General features: G+C 35.9%; 15 protein-coding genes, 1 tRNA gene and 4 pseudogenes. 18 read left to right on the forward strand and 2 right to left on the reverse strand.

Annotated features, from left to right (window positions below):
- Nucleotides 1-472 precede the first annotated feature (472 nt).
- Both ACP6PM_RS01010 and ACP6PM_RS01015 read left to right on the forward strand, forming a co-directional pair.
- Nucleotides 473-1,735 carry an LCP family protein gene (locus tag ACP6PM_RS01010; protein ID WP_426581020.1) on the forward strand — a complete coding sequence of 421 codons (1,263 nt, stop codon included), beginning with the start codon at nucleotides 473-475 and terminating at the stop codon, nucleotides 1,733-1,735.
- Nucleotides 1,736-1,941: 206 nt separating this feature from the next.
- Nucleotides 1,942-2,120 (forward strand): annotated as a pseudogene (locus ACP6PM_RS01015) (IS5/IS1182 family transposase); the annotation flags it as partial.
- A gap of 15 nt (nucleotides 2,121-2,135) precedes the next feature.
- Here ACP6PM_RS01015 and ACP6PM_RS01020 read toward each other — a convergent pair.
- Nucleotides 2,136-3,461 (reverse strand): annotated as a pseudogene (locus ACP6PM_RS01020) (IS701 family transposase).
- 593 nt (nucleotides 3,462-4,054) lie between these two features.
- Between ACP6PM_RS01020 and ACP6PM_RS01025 the strand changes: the two are divergent.
- The 10 genes and pseudogenes from ACP6PM_RS01025 (at nucleotide 4,055) to ACP6PM_RS01070 (ending at nucleotide 16,714) form a co-directional block, all read left to right on the forward strand.
- Complete coding sequence (locus ACP6PM_RS01025) at nucleotides 4,055-5,053, forward strand: glycosyltransferase family 2 protein (protein WP_426581022.1); 999 nt, start codon at nucleotides 4,055-4,057, stop codon at nucleotides 5,051-5,053.
- A gap of 192 nt (nucleotides 5,054-5,245) precedes the next feature.
- Nucleotides 5,246-5,380 carry a zinc ribbon domain-containing protein gene (locus ACP6PM_RS01030; RefSeq protein WP_426581075.1) on the forward strand — a complete coding sequence of 45 codons (135 nt, stop codon included), beginning with the start codon at nucleotides 5,246-5,248 and terminating at the stop codon, nucleotides 5,378-5,380.
- Between the two features lie 806 nt (nucleotides 5,381-6,186).
- Nucleotides 6,187-6,960 (forward strand): glucose-1-phosphate cytidylyltransferase, encoded by a 774-nt coding sequence (gene rfbF / locus ACP6PM_RS01035; protein WP_426581024.1) that lies wholly within the window; start codon nucleotides 6,187-6,189, stop codon nucleotides 6,958-6,960.
- A 246-nt stretch (nucleotides 6,961-7,206) separates the two neighbouring features.
- A pseudogene (locus ACP6PM_RS01040) lies at nucleotides 7,207-7,422 on the forward strand (zinc ribbon domain-containing protein); the annotation flags it as partial.
- 57 nt (nucleotides 7,423-7,479) lie between these two features.
- Nucleotides 7,480-8,505, forward strand: coding sequence for an NAD-dependent epimerase/dehydratase family protein (locus ACP6PM_RS01045; RefSeq protein WP_426581027.1), 1,026 nt, complete (start codon nucleotides 7,480-7,482; stop codon nucleotides 8,503-8,505).
- Nucleotides 8,506-9,120: 615 nt separating this feature from the next.
- On the forward strand, nucleotides 9,121-10,353 hold the full coding sequence (locus tag ACP6PM_RS01050) for a methyltransferase domain-containing protein (protein ID WP_426581029.1): 1,233 nt from the start codon (nucleotides 9,121-9,123) through the stop codon (nucleotides 10,351-10,353).
- Nucleotides 10,354-10,828: 475 nt separating this feature from the next.
- Entirely contained in the window at nucleotides 10,829-11,917 is a 1,089-nt protein-coding gene (locus ACP6PM_RS01055) for a hypothetical protein (protein WP_426581031.1), read from the forward strand.
- 41 nt (nucleotides 11,918-11,958) lie between these two features.
- A complete protein-coding gene (locus ACP6PM_RS01060; RefSeq protein WP_426581033.1) occupies nucleotides 11,959-13,155 on the forward strand; it encodes a class I SAM-dependent methyltransferase in 1,197 nt (398 codons plus the stop codon).
- A 755-nt stretch (nucleotides 13,156-13,910) separates the two neighbouring features.
- A complete protein-coding gene (locus ACP6PM_RS01065; protein ID WP_426581034.1) occupies nucleotides 13,911-15,302 on the forward strand; it encodes a VanZ family protein in 1,392 nt (463 codons plus the stop codon).
- 221 nt (nucleotides 15,303-15,523) lie between these two features.
- Nucleotides 15,524-16,714: a class I SAM-dependent methyltransferase gene (locus tag ACP6PM_RS01070; RefSeq protein WP_426581036.1), complete on the forward strand. Its 1,191-nt coding sequence runs from the start codon at nucleotides 15,524-15,526 to the stop codon at nucleotides 16,712-16,714.
- A 647-nt stretch (nucleotides 16,715-17,361) separates the two neighbouring features.
- Here the strand turns inward: ACP6PM_RS01070 and ACP6PM_RS01075 are convergent.
- The gene (locus ACP6PM_RS01075) at nucleotides 17,362-18,054 is read right to left on the reverse strand and encodes a GDSL-type esterase/lipase family protein (protein WP_426581038.1); all 693 of its coding nucleotides are present in this window, start codon (nucleotides 18,052-18,054) and stop codon (nucleotides 17,362-17,364) included.
- A gap of 158 nt (nucleotides 18,055-18,212) precedes the next feature.
- On the opposite strand from ACP6PM_RS01075, the gene ACP6PM_RS01080 reads away from it, so the two are divergent.
- The 6 genes and pseudogenes from ACP6PM_RS01080 to ACP6PM_RS01105 form a co-directional block, all read left to right on the forward strand.
- Nucleotides 18,213-18,473 (forward strand): DNA-directed RNA polymerase subunit omega, encoded by a 261-nt coding sequence (locus ACP6PM_RS01080; RefSeq protein ID WP_426581040.1) that lies wholly within the window; start codon nucleotides 18,213-18,215, stop codon nucleotides 18,471-18,473.
- 941 nt (nucleotides 18,474-19,414) lie between these two features.
- Entirely contained in the window at nucleotides 19,415-20,071 is a 657-nt protein-coding gene (locus ACP6PM_RS01085) for a hypothetical protein (protein WP_426581042.1), read from the forward strand.
- Between the two features lie 3 nt (nucleotides 20,072-20,074).
- Nucleotides 20,075-20,440, forward strand: a complete 366-nt coding sequence (locus ACP6PM_RS01090) for a DUF1818 family protein (protein WP_426581044.1) — start codon at nucleotides 20,075-20,077, stop codon at nucleotides 20,438-20,440.
- Between the two features lie 340 nt (nucleotides 20,441-20,780).
- A tRNA-Pro gene (locus ACP6PM_RS01095) sits at nucleotides 20,781-20,854 on the forward strand.
- 1,883 nt (nucleotides 20,855-22,737) lie between these two features.
- The gene (pruA, locus tag ACP6PM_RS01100) at nucleotides 22,738-25,719 is read left to right on the forward strand and encodes an L-glutamate gamma-semialdehyde dehydrogenase (protein WP_426581046.1); all 2,982 of its coding nucleotides are present in this window, start codon (nucleotides 22,738-22,740) and stop codon (nucleotides 25,717-25,719) included.
- 377 nt (nucleotides 25,720-26,096) lie between these two features.
- Nucleotides 26,097-26,318 (forward strand): annotated as a pseudogene (locus ACP6PM_RS01105) (formylglycine-generating enzyme family protein); the annotation flags it as partial.
- Between the last annotated feature and the right edge of the window lie 62 nt (nucleotides 26,319-26,380).

Here is a 26,380-nt window from a genome sequence, read left to right on the forward strand (position 1 = left end):
TTGGGATTAGGATTTGGGAATTGTTAATCAATAATACTTATTTTACCAACTCCAGGCCTATCCTACTAAAGTAATGATTTTGAATATTTATCTGATTATTGCCAGTTTCTCCCAAATGTTCCAACTATACAACTATAGTAGTGAAATTTTTGTGGAGATATGGTCTGAAACTACAACGTCTTAATTTTGAATTGGGATTAGGATTTGGGAATTGTTAATCAATAATACTTATTTTACCAACTCCAGGCCTATCCTACTAAAGTAATGATTTTGAATATTTATCTGATTATTGCCAGTTTCTCCCAAACTTTCCCACTATAGCAGTGAGATTTTTGTCGAAATAAAGTCTGAAACTACAACATCTTAGTTTTGAATTTATATTTTTATTTTTTGATTGTTTATGAATAATACTTCTTCTACTAACTCCCGACCTCTTTGGTTTAAATGGTGGTTCTGGATCCTTATATTACTCTTGAGTGGAACCATAACTACTTCTTTCGGAGCAATAACTGCCTTGTTTGCCCCCGTTGAACCAGAATTTATAACTCAACTACTCCAGGAATTTACCGCAGATGTTCTGTGGCGTAAACGCTTACCTTACCAACTCTCACGACCTATGAATATCCTAGTTATGGGAATTGACCAAGTTCCAGGAGTCGCAGAAGATTCTCCAGATGTATTTGAGGGTCGTAGTGATACTTTACTATTAGTACGGGCTAACCCCACGAATAAGAGAGTCAGTTTACTTTCTGTGCCACGAGATACTCAAGTCCGAATTCCTGGAATAGGTCTTGCCAAAATTAATCAAGCAAATGTATATGGGGGAGCAAAACTGGCAGAAAATGTTTTAGAAGATACTCTGAATAATATTGAGATTGACCGTTATGTGCGAGTTAGCAAAGGGGCGTTTCGAGAATTAGTAGAACAACTGGGTGGAGTAGAAGTTTTTGTTCCTCAACCTATGTCTTATGTTGACAATACCCAAAAGTTAAATATAGATTTACAGCCAGGTTGGCAAACTCTCAATGGAGAACAAGCAGAACAATTTGCCCGTTTCCGAGAAGAAGTTTATGGCGATATTGGTCGCGTACAACGACAACAAGTTTTACTAAAGGCGCTGCGAAGTCGCGTTACTAATGTGGTAATTTTACCTAGATTGCCTCAGATTATTCGCGTAATGCAAAAGTATGTTGATACTAATTTAAGTTTTCAGGAAATGTTGGCTTTGATCGGTTTTAGCCTTGACTTAGAGCGGGATGATTTAAAAATGGTGATGTTGCCAGGAAAACCTAGTTCTAGAAATAAGTATTTTGCTAGTTATTGGATTATAGATGAGGCGGGTCGCGATCGCGTTCTGGAAGAATATTTCGATATCAAATTAGAACAGTTTAATTACAACAATATATATAATTCGATGGAAGTGAATGAAATTTCGCCTCTTGAAAATAAAATAGCTGTGCAAAATGCCTCTAGTTACTCTCAAGCAGCAACAAAATTTGCTCAGTATTTGCGTGACCAAGGATTTTACAATGTTTATGTAGTTCCTGACTGGTCTGACAAACAACGTTTTACTCAAGTTATTGTTCAAGGGGGTTATTTAGACTCAGCAGAAGTTGTGAAAAATACTTTAGGTTTTGGTAAGATTGAAGCTGCTTCTACAGGTGAGATTGGTTCTGATTTTACCATTCGATTAGGGGAAGATGCTATTAATAAAATTAATCTTTTACAGAAATAGTAATAGTGCATATACCTATCCCAGATGGATTTACGTTTAATACTGTGACTATAAACTAATACCAAATCTTCGAAAGTTTGATATATCTCCTGAAAAAAGGCGGTAGGTGGAGCAGAGCCTCGGGAAAAATAGCAAAGTGTAAAGTCGTTGTGAAATAAAGTCTTATTTTTGATAAATAGTATTAGTTATATAGCGCTTTTCATTTTTTGTATAAACCTCTCAAAAGCCAGTTTCATAAAAAACCGATTACTTACCGTCAAACAGCAAGAAAAGAAGATTTAAAGGTAGCTAAAAAAAGACGACAGACTCGTAATGAAATCAGGAAAGCTATCAAAAAAAACTGAAATATGTAAGTAAAAATTTAACCACCATAGACCGACTAATGGGACTTACACAATTTTTAAGCAAAAATATAGCCTAAACCCGCTCTATGAGAGGCAAATACGTTCATGTTTTCAGTCAGCCAACTCAAAAAACGGAAAGACATCGCTGTACGAAAAGCCTCCAAAGCTTCAGTAAAGGTCTTCAAAGGTTTGTTAGACCATTGCCTTTGTAACCCTCCTGTTAACTTATGCCAAATGATCAAAGTATAGGCACAAAACACTAAAATAAAATAAAATAAAATGGCGTTCCATGCTCCATTTATCTCTAATTTGATACTCTTTCAACCCTAGCCATCCCTTCGCTTCTCGATCAAAAACTTCTATCCAATTTCTTTGGCAGTAGGTCTTTACTAGCCATTCTGGTGTTACTTTTGATGGCTCAAAGTTGGTAATAAAATAATCAATGTCTGTTGCTTTTTCCATGGAACTAGCATACCGATACGATAGCAAAAGTTCTTTCTCCTTCTAGCCGTGACACTGATGCTTTAAATGTAGCTACAAAAATTGTTTTAGGTTTTTCTGTGTTAAGAATAACTGGTTGAAAATCCTCTTTTGGCAAGCTTATTGCTAAGTCTGAGAGTGATTTTTCCTCTTCTATTTCTTGTTTGTTTTTGATAATTACTTTCCGATTTTTTGCTACTCCTCCTAAATAATTTAGTTTTCTGTATTCTAGTTTTTTCAGAAATGTTGTGTTGTTACCATAACCAGCATCAATTAGGACAATTCCTGGCATCCGGCCTCTGGATAGAGTAGAGTCAATTAACTTTATTCCTATGTCTGGTTTTTTCTCAAATGATTTATCCTCTTTTCCCTTTGGTAATGAACTTGAATGTTGATATAATTCTATGTCTAAAGGCCAACTTTTTTGACCATCATAATAGTGTGTTGTGACAGTGACTATTCCATTATCTATTTTTCCTATTTCTCCAATATACTGTCGGCCTACTGCGGCTGTGAAATTACCACTTCTTGCTCCGTCTTTACGCTGAGGAAACCTCAGCGCAGGCGGTGCGCTTTTGCGTGTACCCGTATCATCTAAAATCAAGCTAAATCCTCTTTTTAATTTCGTTTGGGAGCGTTGATTTATAATTTCTATACGACGTTCATTAATTTTACTTGCATTCCAAGGAGAATCAGCTATAAAGTGATGTAATCTATTATAAGCTACTCCAATAGCGTTATTGGCCATTTGAGACAGGTTTTTCCTCTCACTTTCTCCTAATAAACCTCCTAAATAATGCCTGAAACCTGTTTTTTGAGGTTGATTTTTCCAACAATCATCAAACTTTTTGCACCATCTTTCATGCGCAAGGTGGCATGGCAGAAGGTGTTGTTTCTCTCATCTCAAACATCCTTGACGTAAAATCCTTGTCTCTCAAGCATTATAGCCTAATTTTGCTAGTTAAGTTGTGTAAGTCCCAAAATTTGCAGCATTTTGTTGGTAATTGGTATTAGACAGTCTATCCAAACCCTATACCCTTCTTACTGACGAGAAAGAAAATAGCCTTTAATCCTCTCTAGAGATCCTCTCTAGATCGGCAACTCCTTGGGCTATGCTAATCTTTAACGATTAATCTTTTAGTATATCACATTTGTTGATCATTGCTGTGTCATTGTTCTGCACTCTAGCAAAATATTCATCAAAACTTCATCGAAATTTTTAACAGGTTAAATTATTCAATCAACATCAATCTCCTGGTAAATCAAGATTCATAGGAGGTTAATGAAAGTACATTAAGACTTGTGAATTTAAAGATTCAGTAAAGATCTGGTTACAGGACTTGCGATATTCAGCGTATTTATGTCATGTTTTAATTAGAAAAAAACAAACTTACAGACAAAAAAACTCAGGAATAAAACTTATCAAGGTGCATAAATAAATTATCTTTACCCATAAAATAAAAAATCATAATAATACTTTAATTGGTTAATAATTATGAGTACATCTAAACCTTGTATCAGTATCGGCTTACCAGTCTATAATGGTGAAAATTTTATTCAAGAAGCGATTAATTCACTTTTAAATCAAACTTTCACTGATTTTGAAATTATTATTTCCGATAATGCCTCAACTGATGCAACTGAATCAATTTGTCGAGAATATGCTCTGAAAGATCAACGTATCCGCTACTATCGAAATCGAAGTAATATAGGAGCAGCTAGAAACTTTAATCGAACTTTTAAGTTAGCCAAGGGAAAATATTTCAAATGGGCTGCCCACGATGATATTTGTGAACCTACTTTTTTGGAGAGATGCGTTGAAATATTAGAAAATAATCCTGAAGTTGTTCTTTGCTACCCCCGAACCAATATTATAGATAAACAGGGTAAAACTATAAGTTCTTATCAACTTAAATTTAAAACTAATTCTCTCAAAACTCACGAACGCTTTTATGATATTACTTGTCTTCACCATCGGAATTATCAAATTTTTGGATTAATACGCACCAATATTCTCAAAAAAACTCCCTTAATAGCTAGCTATGCAGGTTCAGATAGGTCTCTGGTCGCAATATTAACTCTTTATGGTCAATTCTTTGAAATCCCTGAATATCTTTTGCAAGCTAGAAGACATCAAAAACAATCAATGGAACTATTGTTTAATCCCCACAATAAAATCCATAAAATCCTCCGGATGTATAAATATTCAGAGTGGTTCGACCCCCAAAATAAAGGAAAAGTTCTCTTACCTAATTGGCGAATTTTTCAAGAATATATTTGGGGGATAAAAAAATCTCCCATGGTTGGAGTTGAAGAATTTCTATGTTTTATACAACTTATAAAATGGATGTTTAGTTACTGGAATGGAGCTAAATTAATTAGAGATTTATTGATTGCAATGATTCAAATAATACATATTGTTTATGCCAAAAATATATTACAACCGTCTAATCAACTAGAAGGATCATCGCAACTATCAGCAGAAGATGTGTAGTTTGGAAATTTGATTGTTCAATGAGGGAGGCTAGTGGAAACTGCTATATAGAGAGTACAAAACGAGCAGCTCTAGTTAAAAATTGGAGAATTTATTTTTTGCTATTCCCTAAGTAGAATGCTCAAAAACCATAAATTAGCAAATGTTATTGCTAACTTGTAGTTTTGTTTTTATGAGTTTTTCCTGCGGAGGATCTACGCTTTCAAACCTCAGCTTAATTTTAAATGTGAGTTGTATGGTAGTGCATTAGTTATAGTAGATAAGTTTTACTCTAGTTCTCAATTTTGTTCTCAATGTGGACTCCACAGAAAATGCTGTTACATTTAAGGACTTATAACGGTGGGGATTTTTAAGTAATTAGTCGTTGGAAACTGATCCTGGGGAATGCAGGGCAAACGTGGCGGTAAATTAGACCTTTCAATTAGAGAATGGGAATCTATCCATTGTGGTAGTCACCATTACTACGATATAAATGCAAGGAAAAAAATCTTAGTCCTCTTATTGTTGTCCTAACCCAGTACTTCTTTCCTATATAGAACCCATTTGGGATATATCTAAAAATAGAGGTGGTGATGGAGAGGTGGGGTGATGGGCAGATTGGGAGTATTTTTCCATCTTTTTCCTGTATTGCCTCCCCCCACCTTCTGAGTTGGGAGTGATACTAAATCCGGTTTAGACATAACCAATATTTATGAAGGTAATGCACAAATGGCTGAGGTGATACCCCTACCCCCCTTTGAAAGGGGGGTAGCAGAACGGTTAGAGAGGAAGAGCGAAAATCCGGCGATCAAAAGCCGGATTTGGTATGACTCCTCCTTACTCCTGCTAAAAAATTGCATCTTGGTAAAGATACCAAATGGGTTCTCTAAAATCAAAAATTTTATAGAACAAAAAACGGTGGTGGTGTATAGTAATGTTAGAGAGAGTGTGGGAAGTGTGGGAGGTGTGGGGAGTGTGGGAAGAAATTACAAAACATATATATCTTCACCATTACTATGCAGGACTACCCAAAAAACAGAGAACAAAGAACATAGAATAGGGAATAGACAACAACATTATATCTCATTAACAGTTATAACCCCTTTTAGATGTAGAATAAAATCACTTTAAATAAATAGATAAGGATCTTTTAGATGAAAATAGGAATTCTGGCCGGTGGTTTAGGAACTCGTATTTCAGAAGAAACTGTAGATAAACCAAAACCAATGGTGGAGATTGGCGGAAAACCCATTCTCTGGCACATCATGAAGCACTATGGCCACTATGGATTTAAAGAGTTTGCCATTGCTTTGGGTTATAAAGGTGAAGTTATCAAAAAATACATGATAGATTATTGTTCTCTAAATAGTAATCTGTCTGTTAATTTGCAAAGTGGCAAAGTAGAAATGCAGGGTGGAGTAAAGCCTGATTGGAATGTTGAGTTAATCGATACAGGACTTTACACTAATACAGGTGGCCGTATCAAAAGACTTATTCCCCATATGGGTAATGAGACTTTTATGCTTACTTGGGGAGATGGAGTTTCTGACTTAAATCTTAAAGATTTACTAGATTTTCATCGTAGTCATGGCAAATTAGCAACTTTAACTGCAGTACGTCCACCAGCACGTTTTGGTCACTTGGAAATGGACGGCGATCGCATTGTGGAATTTTCGGAAAAACTTCAAACTAAAGAAGGATGGATTAATGGAGCATTTTTTGTCTTAGAGCCAGGAGTATTTGATTACATAGAAGGTGATGATACTCAGTGGGAAAAAGCTCCTTTAGAAAACCTGGCTCAAGATGGTCAACTAATGGCCTATCGCTATTCTGGGTTTTGGCAATGTATGGATACATTGAGGGATAAAAGACATTTAGAAAAACTCTGGAACAGTGAAAAAACACCCTGGAAAATTTGGGAGAATTGATTGAATCAAGGAATAACGGTATAATACGTCAGAAAACATACCATTATCTTTGATAAATTCAAAGATGCACTTCATGAACTGACAACATACTTAGCCAAAAACCACAGCACTGTTGTTATGGAAAACTTGAATGTCAGCGGAATGCTAGCTAATCATAAACTAACTAAATCAATTAGTAGATAGTGGTTTGATGATTTCAAGCCTCAACTAGAATATAAAACTCAGTGGTACGGCTATGAATTAGAAGTAGTTGATAGGTTTTTTCCATCATCCAAGACTTGCTGTAGGTGCGATAGCGTCCAAGATATGCCATTAAATCTAAGAACTTATGACTTTCCTGATTGTGGTATATCTATTGACCGTGATTTGAAGGCCAATATAAGAGTGAGAAATGCGGTCGGCTTGACCGTGGATTTCTGTGGAGGTCTTGCTGCCGAAAGTTTCGGTAGAAACAGGAAGTAAACATTAAAATGATATATTGTGACATTGGATATCGGTTTTATAAAGTAAGAATAAATTATGAAGGTTTTACTAACAGGTCATAAAGGTTACATTGGTACAGTTCTAGTGCCTATGCTTCTGGATCGGGGACATGAAGTGACAGGATTGGATAGCGACTTATATCAGGATAGTACCTTTGGTGAAGGTATTAGAGAAATCCCCGAATTAAAAAAAGATATCCGTGATGTGGAAGCATCTGATTTGGTGGGGTTTGATGCGATGCTCCATTTAGCAGGATTATCTAACGATCCTTTGGGGAATCTTAATCCACAACTGACCTACGAGATTAATCATTTGGCTTCTGTTCATTTGGCTAAATTAAGTAAAGAAGTGGGAATTAGTCGCTATATATTTTCCTCTTCTTGCAGTAATTATGGCGCTGGAGGAAATGATTGGTTAACTGAAGAGTCAGCTTTTAATCCTGTAACTCCCTATGGCATTTCTAAGGTAAAAGTTGAGCAGGATGTAAGTGAGTTAGCTAATGATGATTTTACTCCGACCTTTCTGCGGAATGCGACTGCTTATGGTGTTTCTCCACGTTTACGCTTTGATTTAGTGTTGAATAATCTAGTTGCTTGGGCTTTTACTACGGGAAGAGTATACATTAAAAGTGATGGTACGCCTTGGCGACCTATTGTTCATATTGCAGATATTTCTCGTGCTTTTATTGCAGCTCTAGAAGCTCCTCGCGAGTTAGTCCATAACAAGGCTTTTAATGTAGGACGAAATGAAGATAATTATCGGATTCGGGAATTAGCTGATATTGTCAAAGAAACAGTTCCAAATTGTGAGATTGAATATGCTAAAGATGCAGGTCCGGATAAGCGTTGTTATCGAGTAGATTGTAGTTACATAATGGAAACATTACCGGAATTTCAACCCCAATGGGATGCTCGTAAAGGGGCAAAAGAACTGTATGAAGCCTATAAAAAAGTTGGATTAACTTTGGAAGAATTTGAAGGTCCGAAATATCAGCGTATTGCTCATATTAAAAAATTACTCCAAGAAGAAAAATTGAATATTAACCTACGCTGGCAAGTTTAAAACAGTTATCAGTTATCAGTAGTAGTCCGTTAATATTGAAATGAGGAGTAGTTGATTAATGGATAATGGATAATGGATAATTACCTCTGGTTAAAACCGGACTTGATTGAATATAAGAAAATATTATTTCTTTTTTTCCCCTTATGGGGTTAATAATTAATAATTAATAATTAATAATTAATTATTATTCGGTAATCTCGGAAAACTAGGGCAGCTATTAGAGACTGTTTGTAAAGGAAATATAAAAAGGATATAGGGAACAGGGAACAGGGAACAGGGAATAGGGAATAGGTATGGAGGGAGGAAGAAATCAAGACAACTATTTGTAAGTTAAAAATCTGGGAATATATGTACCTTTAAACCTCTGGTATCTAGGAAATTTCAATCTCTTGAAGTACTACCGCTTTTAGATTTTAGTCATTATTTGCTCTGTTAAGACTTATTTTACAAACAGTCTCTTAATCCTATAATTAAACTATTCCTCACAACAAACTTGATAACCTAGTAATTCCAGTTCAATTTATGATTTTCAAATTAAGAGGAAATCATATTAAGTTATTTGCCCAAACCTGATGACTAATACTTGAGAAAAATAAATAGGAGAAATATCTAGCAATGTCTAACGCAATGCCTTCTTGTCGTGCTTGTGGATCTGATAATTTAGAGTTAATTATTTCCTTTGGCTATACTCCTCTTGCTGATGGATTACTCACGAAAGACCAATTGGATAAACCAGAATATACTGCTCTATTAGATTTAGCTTTTTGTCCTGATTGTGGATTAGTTCAAATTACAGTTAGTGTTCCTCCAGAAATTCTTTTTTGTCAGGATTATCCCTATTTTTCTTCTGTTTCTCCTTCTTTAATGAAGCACTTTCGGGATAGTGCTAAAGCTATTATTGCTGAGAGAGGTTTGAACGAAAATAGTCTAGTAATTGAGGCAGCAAGTAATGATGGTTATATGCTAAAGAACTTTGCAGAAGATGGGATTCCAGTGTTGGGAATTGACCCAGCTTCGGCACAAGTTGAAGCCGCAAATGCAGCCGGAGTTAATAGTATTTGTACCTTCTTTACTAAAGAATTAGCTAAAATACTAAAAGAGGAAGAAGGAAAACAAGCTGATGTATTATTAGCTAATAATGTTTTAGCTCATGTTCCAGATTTGAATGGATTTGTTGCCGGAATTGGTATTCTTTTAAAAGATACTGGAGTAGCAGTTATTGAAGCGCCTTATGTGGTTGATTTAGTAGATAATTGTGAATTTGATACGATTTATCATCAACATTTATGCTACTTTTCAGTAACAGCTTTAGATAAGTTATTCAGACGGCATAATTTATATCTCAATAATGTGCAACAAACCTCAATTCATGGGGGTTCATTACGATTATTTGTTGAACCCAAAGAAGATGTTAAAGAATCAGTTAAAACTCTATTAAAACAAGAAAAAGAAAGAGGAGTTGATAAGTTTGAATATTATCGAGAATTTGGCGATCGTATTGAGAAAATCAAAAATAATCTCATGGATATTTTATGGGATTTAAAGAAACAAGGCAAAAAAGTTATAGGTTATGGTGCAGCAGCTAAAGCAACTACATTGCTGAGTTATTATGGCATTAACAAAACTCTTTTGGACTACATCGCAGATTTAAACAAATTCAAACATGGTCGTTATATGGGAGTAAATCATTTACCCATTTTTTCCCCTGCTAAAATTCTAGAAGACCAACCAGACTACGTTTTAATTTTAGCTTGGAATTTTGCCGAAGAAATCATTAAACAACAACAGGAATATCAACAAAAGGGAGGTAAATTTATCATTCCCATTCCTGAAGTGAAAATTGTTTAGAAAACTCAAGACCTCTGTTTTATAACTTTGGAAAAACTATTTTATTTTCTAAGTTATGGAACTCTGAGAATATGATGATGAGGTGTTTATGATTTTTTTTTAGGTATGAAATTCCTAAATTTATAATGTGATTTTCAGACCTATTTCTATTCTAACTGGCGCGGAAAAAGCTCCTTTCTACCTCCTGACTCCTGACTCCCAGCTCCTATAAAATCATACTCTTATTTAGCAACAGCGATTATGAAAATAACTTGCGTGACAAGCTACAATGCAAAAAGCCCCTATTCTTTATCTTGTTAAGGATTTATACCTTTTAACATCAAACCCTTTGCCCGTTAATATTTGAGTCTATTTTATCACTCTATTTTGTCTAAGTCCCACTAGCAACTCTAGTTTAATTCTCTATTAATAATCCATCCAAAAATCTAGATAATTTATCAAACCACGAAACAGTATTTATGATAATGAAATTATTATGAAAGTTAAGCCGAACCATAATTCTCGATTTTCCCGTCGTGACTTCATACGAACGGCTACCTTCAGTACCCTCAGCGTGGTTATCTATGGCTGTATTACAGAAAATCAACCTTTAATTGAAATTTATAACTCCCCAAAGCAGTTTACTCGCCGTTATGGTGAGCTAACTGCAAATATTTGTGGTTCTCTTTCTTCTCAGGTAAAAAATGCTCGCTATTCTTTGAATAAAGGTTCATGGGTTGCCATTGCTCAAGGAGAACCTAGAACTCCTTCTCCTCTTTTTACCATTGAGTTGAAAGCTGAAGAGCTTTTAGAAGGTATCAACCAGCTAAAAATTGAAGCTATTTCCACTCAGCAAGTTTCTGAAACACAAACTTTACAGTTTGAGTATAACTCGTCCGATATTTCCTTGCCCATCATTTTTGACTGGTCAAAAGAGGAAGATATATTAGATCTACAAGATGGTTTATGGGAAAGATACCAGCTAGATAATCAATGGCGCGTGCGACCAAAACCAGGCTTTGAAGAATACGATCGAATTCTGAATGTTACAGGTGCTTTTCCTGGGGGGAGGCGTATAGAAACAGATATGATATTCCGTCGTAATATTTGGTGGATGGAAGGTGGTTTCAGAGATTATGGATTTGGTGTACTGTCAATGTGGGGGGGGCATCCAGATGAACCTCTCTTTAGACCAAGACGAGGCTGGAGATTTGGTCTTGGTTGGTATTGGAAACCTAGAGATGGTCTTTATTTAGAATTTTCTGAAAAATATGGTGATGCCAAATCCATTCATAATTCTGCTTTGCAGAATTATGATCCTAAGGCTGGTATGCGATACTTTGTTGTGATTGAGAGCTTACCAGTACAAGATAAATTAGGTAATCACCTTTACTATCAGCAACGAATGAAATGGTGGGAGGAAGGAAAAAACGAACCAGATACTTGGATGGAAGTTGATAGTTTAAAAGAAGGAAAATCAATTATTCCAGAGGGAGAATATGCAGTAGCATTGTTGGCTCATCGTGCTCAAGTCGATTTCGGTACTGTTAAGATTACATCACTTGAACCTTTAGTTGTCAATTAACTATCTTTGATTTATTGTTGTAACACTCTAAAATTTTAAAAATGATTAGTTCTCAAAATACTATCAATCATACTTGCCCCAACTGTGGACACAGTGAGTTATCTGTTTTTTATGACGTAGAAAGCGTTCCAGTTCATAGCTGTTTAATGTCCTCAACTAAGGAAAAAGCACTAGAGTTTTCCCGTGGAGATGTCAAATTAGGATTTTGCGATCACTGTGGGTTTATTACTAACCTGGAGTTTGATTCTAAATGGTCTGCTTATGCTCCGAATTATGAGGATCAACAAAGCTTTTCACCTACTTTTAACAAGTTTGCAAAGGAACTCGCTAGTAAACTAATTGAGAAATACGATCTTCACAATAAAGATATTGTGGAAATTGGTTGTAGTAAGGGTGACTTTCTCTTACTGCTTTGCGAGTTAGGGAATAACCGAGGAGTTGGTATCGATCCCTCTGTAGTTCCAGGACGAGTTGAGAGTAGTGCAGGCGATCGCGTTAAGTTTATTCAAGACTACTACTCTGAAAAATATGCTGAGTATGTAGGAGATTTTATTTGTTGTCGTCATACACTGGAGCATATCCAACCTACTAAGGAATTTATTCAGACTGTTCGGAACTCTATTGGCGATCGCCTGAATGTATCGGTTGTCTTTGAGATTCCTGATACTGTGCGAGTTCTTGAAGATATTGCCTTTGAGGATATTTATTACGAGCATTGTTCCTATTTTACACCAGGTTCTCTAGGACGGTTATTTCGGCAGTGTGGGTTTGAAGTTACCGATCTATATCGTGCTTATGGGGAGCAATATCTTTTGATTGAAGCTAAACCAGTCAATACTACTTCTGATGTTGTTCATCCTTTAGAAGAAAGTGTTGCAGATGTTGGGCGATATGTTCAGCATTTCAGCAATAAAATTAATGAAAAGTTAGACTTTTGGAAAACTCATTTAGATAAGGCAAAGAAGGAAAATAAAAAAGTAGTGGTATGGGGTTCTGGTTCTAAATGTGTTGCTTTTTTGACTACTCTGGATACCATCGATAAAATTGATTATGTTGTTGATATTAATCCTCATCGCCATGGTAGGTTTATTCCTGGTGTTGGGAAAGAAATTAAGTCTCCAGAATTTTTAAAAGAATATCAACCTGATGAGGTAATTATAATGAATGAAATTTATCAAAATGAGATTCAAAAAATGCTTGATGATATGGGAGTAGGTTCTAAGATTAGATTACTTTAAATCAGTAAAGTAAGTCGGGATTAACATTAGAGATTGTCTCAATTGAAGTAATATCATCAGGACTTACGCAGACAAAACATAGAAACCCAGTTTTTTAGTAGATATAGCGCTACTTGAATCGGGAATAGGGAACACTTAACTGGGAACAGGAGACTATCAAAGGATTTGAGGATTTATAAATGTCAAATACCTTAATGCGTAGCGCTATATCTATTACTCAAACCATTTATTTTTAGTAGCAATCGGGTTTCTTGAGTTTTCAGTATAAAATGGTGGGTTACGACGGATTGTTAAATACCTTTCACACCTAGTTTTGATAGCCGTCTAACGCACCCTAAAATAATGAAGTATTTGAGTTGTTTGACTATCTCCTTCCCTCTGCCTTCCTTCCACCAAAGTGTTATATCATGTCCAAATGAACAGTTATAAATAATTAGGGAGTCCTCAGGAGTCAGAAGTCAGAATGAATAGGTTTGATACCATTTTTTATGTCCTAATATCATGTCTGGTTAAATAGTTATAATTAAAGCTCGTAGTTTTGCTCTAGCCTTAAGTATAGATATTTAAGTGGCTCAAGCCCTACTACAAACAAAAACTTTTTTATCACTAATTATCCGGATATGATATAACCTTTTGTTGGGTTACGCTAGGGCTTAACCCAACCTACATTATTCAAACTATCTTTTTTAAATTTGGTATTACTAGACTAGGAAAAATTATGCTGGAAAAATGCTAGGAAGATGAAATGAGTAATTATGAGTCAAACTAAACTTTTAAGATTTTATCTCATATTATTAATTACATTAAGTTGGTTTGTAATTATTCTTTTAACTCTCTTTCCATACGATTTTTTTATCCAAGAAACCTTAAGTAAATTTAGTTATGATTTTTTGTTGAAACGCACTGAAAGACCTGCTAATATTCAAGATTTAGTTTTAAATATTCTTTTGTTTATTCCTTTTGGTTTTGGATGTACTGCTTTCTTGACTCAAGTATTGAATATCAAAATAATCACTGTAGCAAAATTAGTAGTTGCTGTTAGTTTTATCTTATCTTTTGTCATTGAAATATTGCAGCTATTCATACCAACTCGTAATCCTACCTATGTAGATTTATTAATGAATACATTGGGAGGGGTGACAGGATTTTTGATATTTTATATTTTCAGAAAATATATTACTAAGATATTTTTTCAGGCAACTGCTATAAGTGAAAAATTACTTTCGATTCCGCTTTTAAATGTCTTGATAATTATTTATATAATTCTGGCTTCGGCTTTTAATGTCAAATTTTTAGAAGCAATTGAAACATGGAATTTAAGTAATTGGGATTTAGATTATCCTCTAGTATTGGGAAATGAAGTTACAGAAGACCGACCTTGGAATGGTAATATTTCTCAGCTATGTATTGCTAATCGAAAAATATCAGAACTAGAAATCGATCGGATATTAAAATATGAAAACTGTGATGGTATTGAAAATAATCTAATTGCTGCTTATCAATTCACTCCAAAAAATAAAAATTATTTTGCTGATAGACAAGGAAATTCTCCGAATTTAGTAGAGAAAAAACAACAATTAAATTATCCAAATCAAGATTCTATTCAACTGGGAAAATTAAATTGGTTGCAGACACAAAAACCAGTTACTATGCTTAACGAGGAAATACGCGATAGTTCTCAGTTTACATTATTTATTAAATATGCAACTTTAAGTCTTAGTCAAACTGGACCAGCAAGGATTATTTCTATTTCTAAAGACCCTTATAATCGGAACTTAACTTTAGGACAGTGGAATCATAATCTAAGTATTAGAATTAGAAATTTAATTACTAAAAAAAATGGAACTAGACCAGAATTTAGTGTCGCTAATTTTTTCCGTGATACTGAGTACCATAATTTAATAATAACCTATGACATCAACAATTTATCAGTATATCTAGATGAACTTACCAATAAACACATAATCAATTTTTCTCCTCAAACAACACTATTTTGGAATTTGTCTCCTCCTTTTTCCTCCCTAATTCATGTTAATAAAAATAATACAAGGTTATATAATTTTATTTATTATATAATATTAGTATCTCCCGTTGTAATTCTTATTTATTTAATTATGGAACAACTTATTACCGTTTCACGGAATTAAAAAGCGAGTGCGTAATTCTGAGGTTTCCATTTCCTGCAGAAACGCTCCGCGAACAGAATGTAAGACGCACTCAAGACAGTCAAAAATCAAAAGTAAGATTTTATCAGCTCAAAATTTTGACTATGCAGTAATTTCTTGAAATTATTTCACATTTAAAGTTAGAAACTATTGGTGACATCTTTAAAGTGAATTGGTATTAAAAACTATTCTCAGGAACAAAAATGATGTTAAATTCAATTCAAAAAAACTGTCCTATTTGTGGTTCTTCAGAGGTAGAACATTTCTTTTCAATGCTAAATATGCCAGTGTACTGTAATTTACTCTGGTCAGAAAAACAACCAGCAATTGATTGCCCGAAAGGAGATATTAAACTGAGTTTTTGTCCTAGCTGCGGTTTTATAGAAAATCAAGCATTTGACGAAACAAAACTATCTTATTCTCAAGATTATGAAAACTCCTTACACTATTCATCCCGATTCCAAAAGTATGCAGATTCCTTAGCACAGCAGTTAGTTCAAAATCACAATCTTCAACAGAAAAATATTATTGAAATTGGTTCTGGTAAAGGTGATTTTTTAGTCTCTTTATGTCAATTAGGAGATAATAAAGGTATTGGTTTCGACCCAACTTATGTTGCGCGTACAGAACATAATAACATGAGTAATAAAATTACATTTATTCAGGACTTTTATTCAGAAAAATATCAAGAGTATGGTGCTGATTTTATTTGTTGTCGTCACACTTTAGAACATATTCCTAATCCTAATGATTTACTTAATTCTCTGAGAAAAGCAATTGGCGATCGCTATGATACAAAAGTTTTTTTTGAGGTTCCTAATTCTAGCTATATCTTAAAAAATCTTGCTGTTTGGGATATTATTTATGAACACTGTTGCTATTTTATTAAAAATTCTCTGATTCAAGCTTTTCTGAACAATAATTTTCTAGTTACTGATGTTTATGAAACTTTTGAGGAGCAATTTTTATGTTTGGAAGCTGTTCCTGCTAAAACAACAACAACGGAAGGAAGTAAAATAATTTCTGATGTGGAAAATATTGGTGATGAAGTTCTTAAATTTAATCAGCTTTTTAATGACTTAATTAATCAATGGCAACAAAAATTTGATGAATTTACTAACAAAAATAAAAAAATTGTAGTTTGGGGTGCTGGCTCAAAAGGTGTAACCTTTTTGAATTTATTGAAAGAATATAATAATATTGAGTATGTTGTCGATCTCAATCCTCGTAAACAAGGAATGTATATTGCTGGAGCTGGTCAAAAAATTGTTTCTCCAGAATTTTTGAAAGATTATCAACCAGAAATTATTATTATTATGAATCCTATATACGAACAAGAAATTAAACAGCTTACTGATAATTTAGGTTTAAAACCTGAATTTATTTTAGTTTAGGTTGAAAGTGGATTTTGCAAGAATTGATTGCTCAAAATACGCTGCTAATATCACATCCGGTTGAACAATTATTGTATAGTAGGGGAGCGGGGGAATAGGAAAGTGGGGGAGTAGGGATATTCGTTATTTGGTGGTGGTGCATAGTAATGGTAAAGGAAGCACCAGGAGTGTGGGGAGATGGGGAGTGTCCGAGAAATTAAAAAATATATATCCTCACCATTACCATGCAGGACTACCCGTTATTTAAACCCCATCAAAAGTATGTATTTTAGTGGAGAAGAGCGAGTGCGATAACTGTATAACCGGATTTCATATCAAACAATCCTAGTAGAATAAAGGAAAGGGATGTATTTTAATTTCTCCACCACTACCTTACTCTTTCACTCATTGGATAATATCAACTAAATATTCCCAAGCTATCAACCCACAATTCACCATACGGTAGTGGTGTAGAAATGGACAATGATGATTGTGGGATAAATTTGATGATTTTGAGACGAACTAGGAACTAATTTCTCCCCATCTCCCTATCTCCCTATCTGTCTTTCAAGAGAATGAAACACCCTTGGCTTTCAAAGGGGGGTTAGGGGGGATGGAGAGCGCGGGTCTTTAACCAACGTTGAGATAAAACAGCTCTAAAATTTTTATTAGCTAGTTAACAAATTGAGAGATTCCCAGTTCAGTACATCTTGTAAAATGGCTTGATAACCTCTAACATTAGGATGTATTCCGTCCGCACAAAGACGCGATATACACCAATTTTCGCCCCGACTTAACCATTTTTCAAACACATCCAAATAAGGTATTTGTCGCTTTAAACAAGCTAAGCGAGTCGCCTCTTTATATATGTATTGGTCATCGTGACTATAATATAAACAATCTTGGAAAGGCATTTTAGCTTGGTCAACAGGAACCATTCCTACAAATACTACAGGACAAAGTTGTTTTGATTTATCCAATAAGTTATCTAAAATTGTCTTAAATTGGAAAAAGTCTGTATAATAACGTCCATCTGGTCTTTGGACTCTAGCAGAATCATTAACCCCTACAGAAAGAATAATAATATCTGGTTGACGATTTCTTAATTCTCCCCGATGGTGAAATTCATGCTCTAGGCGTTCTTCTACTTGTAAAACACGATTTCCGCGAACTCCCAGATTATATAGTACATGGCCAGAATTATCTGGTAACATCCAATGTCGTCGTAGTCTTTCTACCCATCCACCACCTTCACGATCGCCAAAACCATAAACTAAACTATCCCCTAAAGCAACTATTTTTAGGGGATGATGACGGGTCTGAGAAAATTCCCTTGAAGTCGGAGCAGCACCGATTAACATAAGTAATAAAAATCAATGAAATAAATAAATTTTATTAAAATCTATTAAAATTTTGTTACATCTTAACTCAAAATATTAGGATTGACTAGACCATAGTGGGAAATATTCAATTAACATTGTTAACCTAGATATAGAATTATCAAAGACTAACAAAATTTATGCACATACAAAGGCAATCTAGTGTTGATTCGGCAGAACTAAGTCGTCGGTCTGAAGAGTTGATTAAAGCTTCTTCTAATCGTTATCGAGCGGTAGTCCAAGTAGCTAATCGTGCCAAGCGTCGTCGTTATGAAGACTTTGATAATTTTGATGAGCATCAAATGAAACCAGTCATCCGGGCTGTATTTGAAATGTCCGATGAGTTGATGCAGCCAGAAATAATTAGTGACGTTAGCAGTAGTATGGATAGGTCAATATAGTTTATTGACACACCATGGAATTGAGTCATGTGGATTCTGTTTCGCTCCGCGCCATGAAATGCCTTAGTATTGTGAAGCAAAGATTGTCAAAACAGGTGATAAAGAACAGAAATTAGATAAGACCGGGAAAGTCTGTTTTCTGCCGTTGAAAGATATTGACCGTAATTAATTTTATCCGGTTTTATTTTGTTTTCATTCCTAAATACACCTGTTTTTACCGAAAAATTAAGGTATAAAGCCTATCCATTCATGGAGAAAAAGCGGTCGTTTGCGGAGCATGACCTTAGGATGGGATGGCGAGGTTTCCTCGCCATATCCAATCGACCAAAAGAAGAAAAAAAATTCCTTTTAGTCAATCCTATCCGTTATAAGAAGAGGTAATTATTAATTATTAATTGTTAAATTGTGTACTTACCGAAAAATTCGGTCTAAAGCCTTGCCCTAGAAGGGCAACTTTTGGGTTGATTAATATAGAAGGACATAAGGTATAGTATTGTTGTCGCGGGTGGGCAAGGAGAGAAATTAAACTCACCCTCGGGAAGCGCCAGATTACCGTACTGCTAGCAGCACCTGCTCAAACGTCAACTCAGCGAGGAGCTAAGGCTCGGTAGTAATCTCCGTGCCTAACTGACGGAGAGGATGTCAAAGCCCTGAGATTTATCAACTCTCAACAAGGTATTAGCTACTTCCGTATTAAGCCTAGTTAATTACCTTAAACTTATCAGCTTTACAAGCATTGAGAGGATAAAAAGGTAATTTTAGTCTTAGAGTTAACTAAGCTATGCTATGATTCTAGAAAAATTTTAAGTATAGTGGCAAAATCTTAGATAAATGTCTGGAATACTACGGGATAAATCCCGCGACTCATTTTTCACCCAGGGGTTGAAACCTCCTGGCTGTCATCTTTGTTTAAACTTTTTGGTAGTTGGTTGCAAATAACCATGAGCAAGAAGCGATGGCTCAAATATTTCATAATTACTCTGGTAACAGTAATTGTTTGGGCTACTATTGAAATTTTTTGGACTTCTTTAGCTAGTACAGCAGTTGATTCTACTTATTTATTAGAACATCAGTTGCTCAAAGTTACAAACCGAGAAAATTCTGAGTACCCAATCAAAATTGTCCAACGGCGGGTGCGACCAACTGAAGTATGGCCGTTTGTATATGAAAAAATACCAGATTTGCCATTGGAAAATGATTATATATCTAAGGAAACGGGGGAAGTTAATACTGAGGAAACCCTAGTATCGCGTTTAATTAGGTATCATTTTTATGTCAAAGGTCGTGCACCCAATTATCGGTTTGACTGGAAATTAACATTAGCAGATTATTTGGGAGCTAATGATTATCTACAGTCATCTGTTTATCCTGGCAATGATTCTTTGACAGAAAATCCGATGAAGGGCGATCGTCAAGCAATTCAAAATTTAACTCGTTCTCAGAGAAATGTTTTAGTTAATAGGTTGGTAGATATTTTTGGAGGCGACTCCAACCCCCCATCCATACCAGAAATAGAGCAGAGAGATAATTCTGGGCGGTTAGCTCCAAGAGCGCCAATGGTTCCCCAACCAGGAGATGCAGATTTACTTAAACCTTAAGTTATGGAACGAATAGTCAAAAGTGGAGCTGGTTGGCGGTTAGGTTGGAATCCTCAAGCATTGGAGTTTAAGGGTTTAGTTGGTGGGGATGATTGGTCAATAGAACTGACAGAAGGGGAACTTGATGATTTTTGTCGATTATTAGACCAGTTAAGCCAAACTATTAGCCAGATGGCGGATGAGTTGATGGATGGCGAAAGAATAGCCTGTGAAGCTGAAAGTGATTTGCTCTGGATGCAGGTACAAGGTTTTCCTGAAAGTTATACCGTTGAGTTTATTTTAAATCAAGGGCGCAGGGGCGAGGGAAAATGGTCTGTAGAAGCTGTACCTAGTTTAGTCCCAGCAGCAAAAATGTTGAAAATTTTTTGAGTAATATCATGTTAGGGAGTAGGGATTAGGGAGTAGTTAGGAGAAATGAGAATTTATAGAGGAGGTATTCCAAAGAATTGTCCCTTGATTTTTCTGCCCTTGTCTGCCCAAAATGCTCACTTTTTGTAGCTTTGAGCAACTGAAAAGCTTGCACTTTTTTCGACCAAAAAATGGACTTGCCTTTATCTGTCAATGCTTTGAGAGTTAATCAGCCACCCCTAATTAATGATATTTGATATATATCTGACAATATGCTATTATAAAAAAATGTGCCTTGGAATATTTTGAGTAAAATTAGTTGCCAAAATATGATATGGCGTGATATATTAGTTAAGGTTAACGGGGCGTAGCGCAGCTTGGTAGCGCACCACTTTGGGGTAGTGGGGGTCGTGGGTTCAAATCCCGCCGCTCCGATTAAAAGGAAATTTTCATAACACCCTAACTCAAAGATACTCTAGAGTTAAATTTAACTCTAGGGTGTTTTTTTTTGCTTGTCACCCCGTGAGAGTCGGAAGTCATAACTCAGAAGTAAAAATTAGCGGGAGATGGAAACTTACCACTAATTTTAATCCGCTTAGAGATGGGGAGATTCGGAGATGGGGGCCTAGATTCTACCTTTTTCCCCTATGGTATTTCTCTGACTCCTGAGTCTGTCTTCCTTTGCCAAAAACCCGCAGCTTTGCAGAGATACACTTAGGGCTTCTATAAATTTATAGTTGGGGATACTCACCAGCAACTAAAATCAGGCCGATGTTTTATATATTTTGCTCGGCATTCATCTATATTAATGGTGAATTTGTATCAGTTACCATTAGGATTTAGTAGGAGGCAAATTTTGTCAATTATGTTGAATCAAATTGTTGTATTTAGATAAGAGGGAATAGGGGGAGTCCTATGAAAACACAACATACTTCCTAGGGTGTCAACATAACTGATAAAGTCTCAATAGCGATATACTACTCTGTCATATTTATTTCAATCCCTAGACTTATTCCCACTTTTATATGAATGTATTTCCATCATCTATTAATACTTATTTGACTTATTAGACATCTCCAAAAATAAAAATTAAAGTCAATTATTATCCATAAATCATCAATTACTCCCCTCCTGGGAGGGGTTAGGGGTGGGTTCCCTATTCCCAGTTAAGTGTTCCCTGTTCCCTCTTTTCTGGAGATGTCTATTTGATAAATATTCTCTAAAATTCAGAAGTCAAAACTCACGAGGTAGAAAGGATTTTTTTCCTAATTAAAGGGTAGGAAATAGGAATGAACTCTTAACTTATCTTACGAATGTAGTTTGATACCTAAAATCAGCAACGCCAGATTTTGAAATCAAAAAGGGCGATCGCTTATCAAAAATCTATTTATCTATATTTTATATAACCTTTAGTAATTTCTCTAGAATTTTAATTCCTCAGAGAATTTAATCAGATAATTACTACTAATTTCCAGGGAATTTCTAGTAAACCTATCTCATACAGTTTCACTAAACTCAGAAATCATAAATAATATTTTAGGGATTTAATTCAAATCCGGATAATTACTATACCATAGTCCGCAGCGACTGGAACGGAGTGAAAGGAAGCAATCTGAGTGGCGCACGGAGATTGCTTCCTATCGTCGCTGCGGACGACTTTTCAACCTGATTCTATATAATACCTCAATTTTACAGTAATTTCAGCTTATTATTTTACTTTATCAGTTACCAACTATTTATGAAATTTTTTAAGTTAATTAGTATCACTATTCTGGAAATCCTTAGATTCAGCTATGAGACATTTCCCAAAAAATAAATAACTCTTTTCCCAAACCACATAAGATTAGAGACAAAAAGTCACCCTAAAAATCTCTTATACCAAGCGTGATAAATATTGCCTACAAATATTTGGACTGTTTCTAGTAGTCAATAGTCAGTAGTCAGCTAGATTGACCTTCTTATTATCATTTTTTACTTTCTGACTTCAACCATTTTAGTTGACCAAATTATTTGTAAGATTCTTTTTTCAAAATGATATTATCTTTTCCCTGTTGCTTGCTTGTACAAAAAGTTTATATATTTATTCGGAGATATCTAATAGGATAAATAGCACAATTGATTAATTTCTGTTAATCAACAAAGTAAAAGTATGGTCACAGAATATTTTTTAAAGTAGAATTGAAATACAACAACATATTGGACTGAAAGTACCGGAAACAATATCGGAAAAACACTAAATTTTAAATATATTTTAGTGGAAACTACCTAAATTAATCCGATACACAATCCCAATTAATTTAACTATACTTTAAAAAAAAATGGTCGCACAAATATCAGATAGCAACTACGAAACCAAGACCCAAGAAATAGCCAAACAAATCTTGACAGCAACTCAAGAAAAAAATCGTTCTTTCTTAGGTCAATTACAAAATCAAATGCGGTGGGATGATAAACTCCTTGACTGGGCAATGGCAAGTCCTGGTTTGCGGGTACAACTATTTCGTTTTATTGACTGTTTGCCAGCATTACGCAGTAAACCAGAAATAGCTGCTCACCTTCAAGAATATCTGACTACTGAAGAAGTCGAACTCCCAGAAGCTCTGAAAAAACTTCTCAATTTTGCTAACCCAGACTCCGTTCCTGGTCAACTAGCAGCTACTACCGTTGCACCCGCAGTCGAAACCCTTGCTCATAAATACATTGCTGGGGAAAATGTCAAACAAATTATCAAAACCCTAGAAAAACTACGGAAAGAAAAAATGTGCTTTACTGTAGACTTGCTTGGGGAAGCAGTTATCACTGAAACTGAAGCACAGTCATATTTAGACCGTTATCTCGAACTGATGACTCAACTCTCCCAAGCTGCTAACAAGTGGTCATCAGTTCCCCAAATAGACGAAGCAGAAGGAGAACAACTACCACGAGTACAAGTATCCGTAAAACTTACAGCATTTTATTCCCAGTTTGACCCCCTTGATGTTAAAGGTAGTCAGCAAAGAGTGAGCGAGCGCATCCGTACTCTACTCAGACGCGCCAAAGAACTCGGTGTAGCAGTTCACTTTGACATGGAACAATACACCTACAAAGACCTGACCATTGCTATTCTCAAAGAATTGTTGATGGAAGAAGAATTCCGCAACCGCACCGACATCGGCGTAACAATTCAAGCATATTTGCGGGATAGCGAAAAAGATGTGCAAGGTATTATTGACTGGGCAAAAATTCGAGGTCGCCCCGTTACCATTCGACTCGTTAAAGGAGCTTATTGGGATCAGGAAACTATCACAGCTTTACAACACGACTGGCCACAACCAGTATTTAACGATAAACCTGAAACCGATGCCAACTTTGAAAAGCTGACTCAGATGATGCTAGAAAATCATCAATATATTTACTCGGCCATCGGTAGTCATAACGTTCGGTCTCAGGCAAGAGCGATCGCCATTGCTGAAACTCTAAAAGTTCCTCGCCGTTGTTTCGAGATGCAAGTTCTCTATGGTATGGGCGACCAAATAGCAAAAGCGTTAGTTGATAAAGGTTATCGCGTCCGAGTTTATTGTCCCTACGGCGACCTATTACCAGGAATGTCATATTTAATTCGTCGCCTCTTGGAAAATACTGCCAACAGTTCATTCCTCAGACAAAGTTCAGAAAACCGACCTTTAGAAGAATTATTGGCAGCACCAAGCACTAATGGCAAAACTACTATTCACGATATCGTTAAACCAGTTTTCCCTAATGCTGCGGATAGCGACTACGCCAATGCTAAACAACGGCAACAAGCTCTGGATGCTATTGGTCAAGCGCGACTACAGTTAGGAAAAACATATCTGCCAATTATCAACGGTGAATATACAAACACTACACAAATAGTTGATTCTGTTAACCCATCAAATCCCAAAGAGGTTATTGGAAAAATTGGTTTAATATCCGTCGAACAAGCAGAGGAGGCAATTCAAGCAGCAAAAGCAGCATTTCCGAGTTGGAAAAAAACACCAGTTCGGGAACGGACAGGGATATTGCGCAAAGCTGCCGACTTAATGGAAAAACGTCGCCACAAACTGGCAGCATGGATGGTTTTAGAAGTTGGCAAACCTCTGAACCAATGTAATGCCGAAGTTTCTGAAGCTATAGATTTTTGTCGTTATTATGCTGATGAAATGGAACGGTTAGATGGGGGTTATAAATATGATGTCGCTGGAGAAACTGACCGTTATTATTATCAACCCCGTGGTATTTCTTTGGTAATTTCTCCTTGGAATTTTCCTCTAGCTATTCCTACTGGAATGACGGTTTCATCTTTGGTGACTGGTAACTGCACCTTGTTGAAACCTGCGGAGGTCTCATCAGTTATTGCCTCTAAAATTGCTGAAATTTTGGTGGAAGCAGGTTTTCCAAAAGGAGTATTTCAATTTGTTCCGGGTAAGGGTTCGACTGTTGGCGATCTTATGGTGAAGCACCCGGATGTTAATAGTATTACTTTTACTGGTTCCCAGGAGGTTGGTTGTCATATCTATGCTCAAGCTGCAATTTTGCGACCAGGGCAAAAACATCTGAAGCGAGTTATTGCTGAAATGGGTGGTAAAAATGCGATTATTGTGGATGAAAGTGCAGACCTTGACCAAGCGGTTGCTGGTGTTGTCTATTCTGCTTTTGGATATAGCGGACAGAAATGTTCTGCTTGTTCCAGGGTTGTAGTGTCAGCACCAATTTATGATGCTTTTGTGAATCGTTTAGTAGAAGCTACCCGATCGCTAAATATAGGAGATGCGGAGAAACCAAGTACGCAAGTAGGTCCGGTAATTGATGATAAGGCGCAAAAGCGGATTAAGGAATATATTGCTAAAGGTAAGCAGGAGGCGGAAGTTGCTATTGAAATGAGTGCGCCAGAGGATGGTTATTTTGTCGGTCCGGTGGTGTTTAAGAATGTGTCGCCAAGTGGGACTATTGCTCAGGAAGAAATATTTGGTCCGGTATTGGCAGTAATGAAAGCGCAGAATTTTACTGAAGCGTTGGAAATTGCTAATGGAACAAATTTTGCTTTGACTGGTGGGTTGTATTCCCGTACTCCTTCTCACATTGAACAAGCAAAAGCAGAATTTGAAGTGGGAAATTTATATATTAATCGTGGAATTACCGGAGCGATCGTTTCCCGACAACCGTTTGGTGGGTTTAAGTTGTCTGGTGTAGGTTCAAAAGCAGGAGGTCCGGATTATTTACTGCAATTTTTGGAACCGCGTACGATAACAGAGAATGTTCAGCGGCAAGGTTTTGCACCTATTGAGGGTGTGGATAGTTGAGGTTAGATTGAAAAGACCTAACCCCCCAAACCCCTTCCCTGCAAGGGAAGGGGGAGAAATTCTTGCTCCCCTCTCCTCGTAGGAGAGGGATCGGGGGAGAGGTTTTCAGTACGGGAGCAAGGAATGGGGAGGACGGGAGCAAGATGCTCCCACTGCTAACTAATAACTGAAAAAAGGTTGTTGACAAAAAAAATTGACATGGTATTATAAGTATAATGGGAAAGGTGGGCTCAGATATACTCAAATAAATTCGGCCAAAAAAACCTATTTTCCTGCTAGGCAGTCTGATAACTGAAAAAATTATGCAGTCTGGAAAAATCCTGAGAAATCACTACAAAATTATTGACTCTCTCGGAAGTGGAGGTTTTGGAGATACCTACTTAGATGTACCCGAATTTTTCATGGGAAAGTATCCAGTAACTCAAGCACAGTGGGAAGCAGTTATGGGAAAAAATAATTTTTGGCAGGCGATCGTGGGAAATAAAAAAAATAAAAATAATCCTTCTAGGTTTAAAGGTGCAAACCGTTCTGTAGAAACAGTAAGTTGGAAGGACGCGACAAAGTTTTGTCAGAAACTCTCACAAATAACAGGTAAAAAATAGACATCTGGTGAAAATTAAAAATCAAATCAATTCTCATCCAGAAATTATCTATTCTTTCT

Origin of the sequence: Dapis brunnea BLCC-M229, from assembly GCF_050015995.1 — a bacterium.
Lineage (GTDB): Bacteria > Cyanobacteriota > Cyanobacteriia > Cyanobacteriales > Microcoleaceae > Trichodesmium.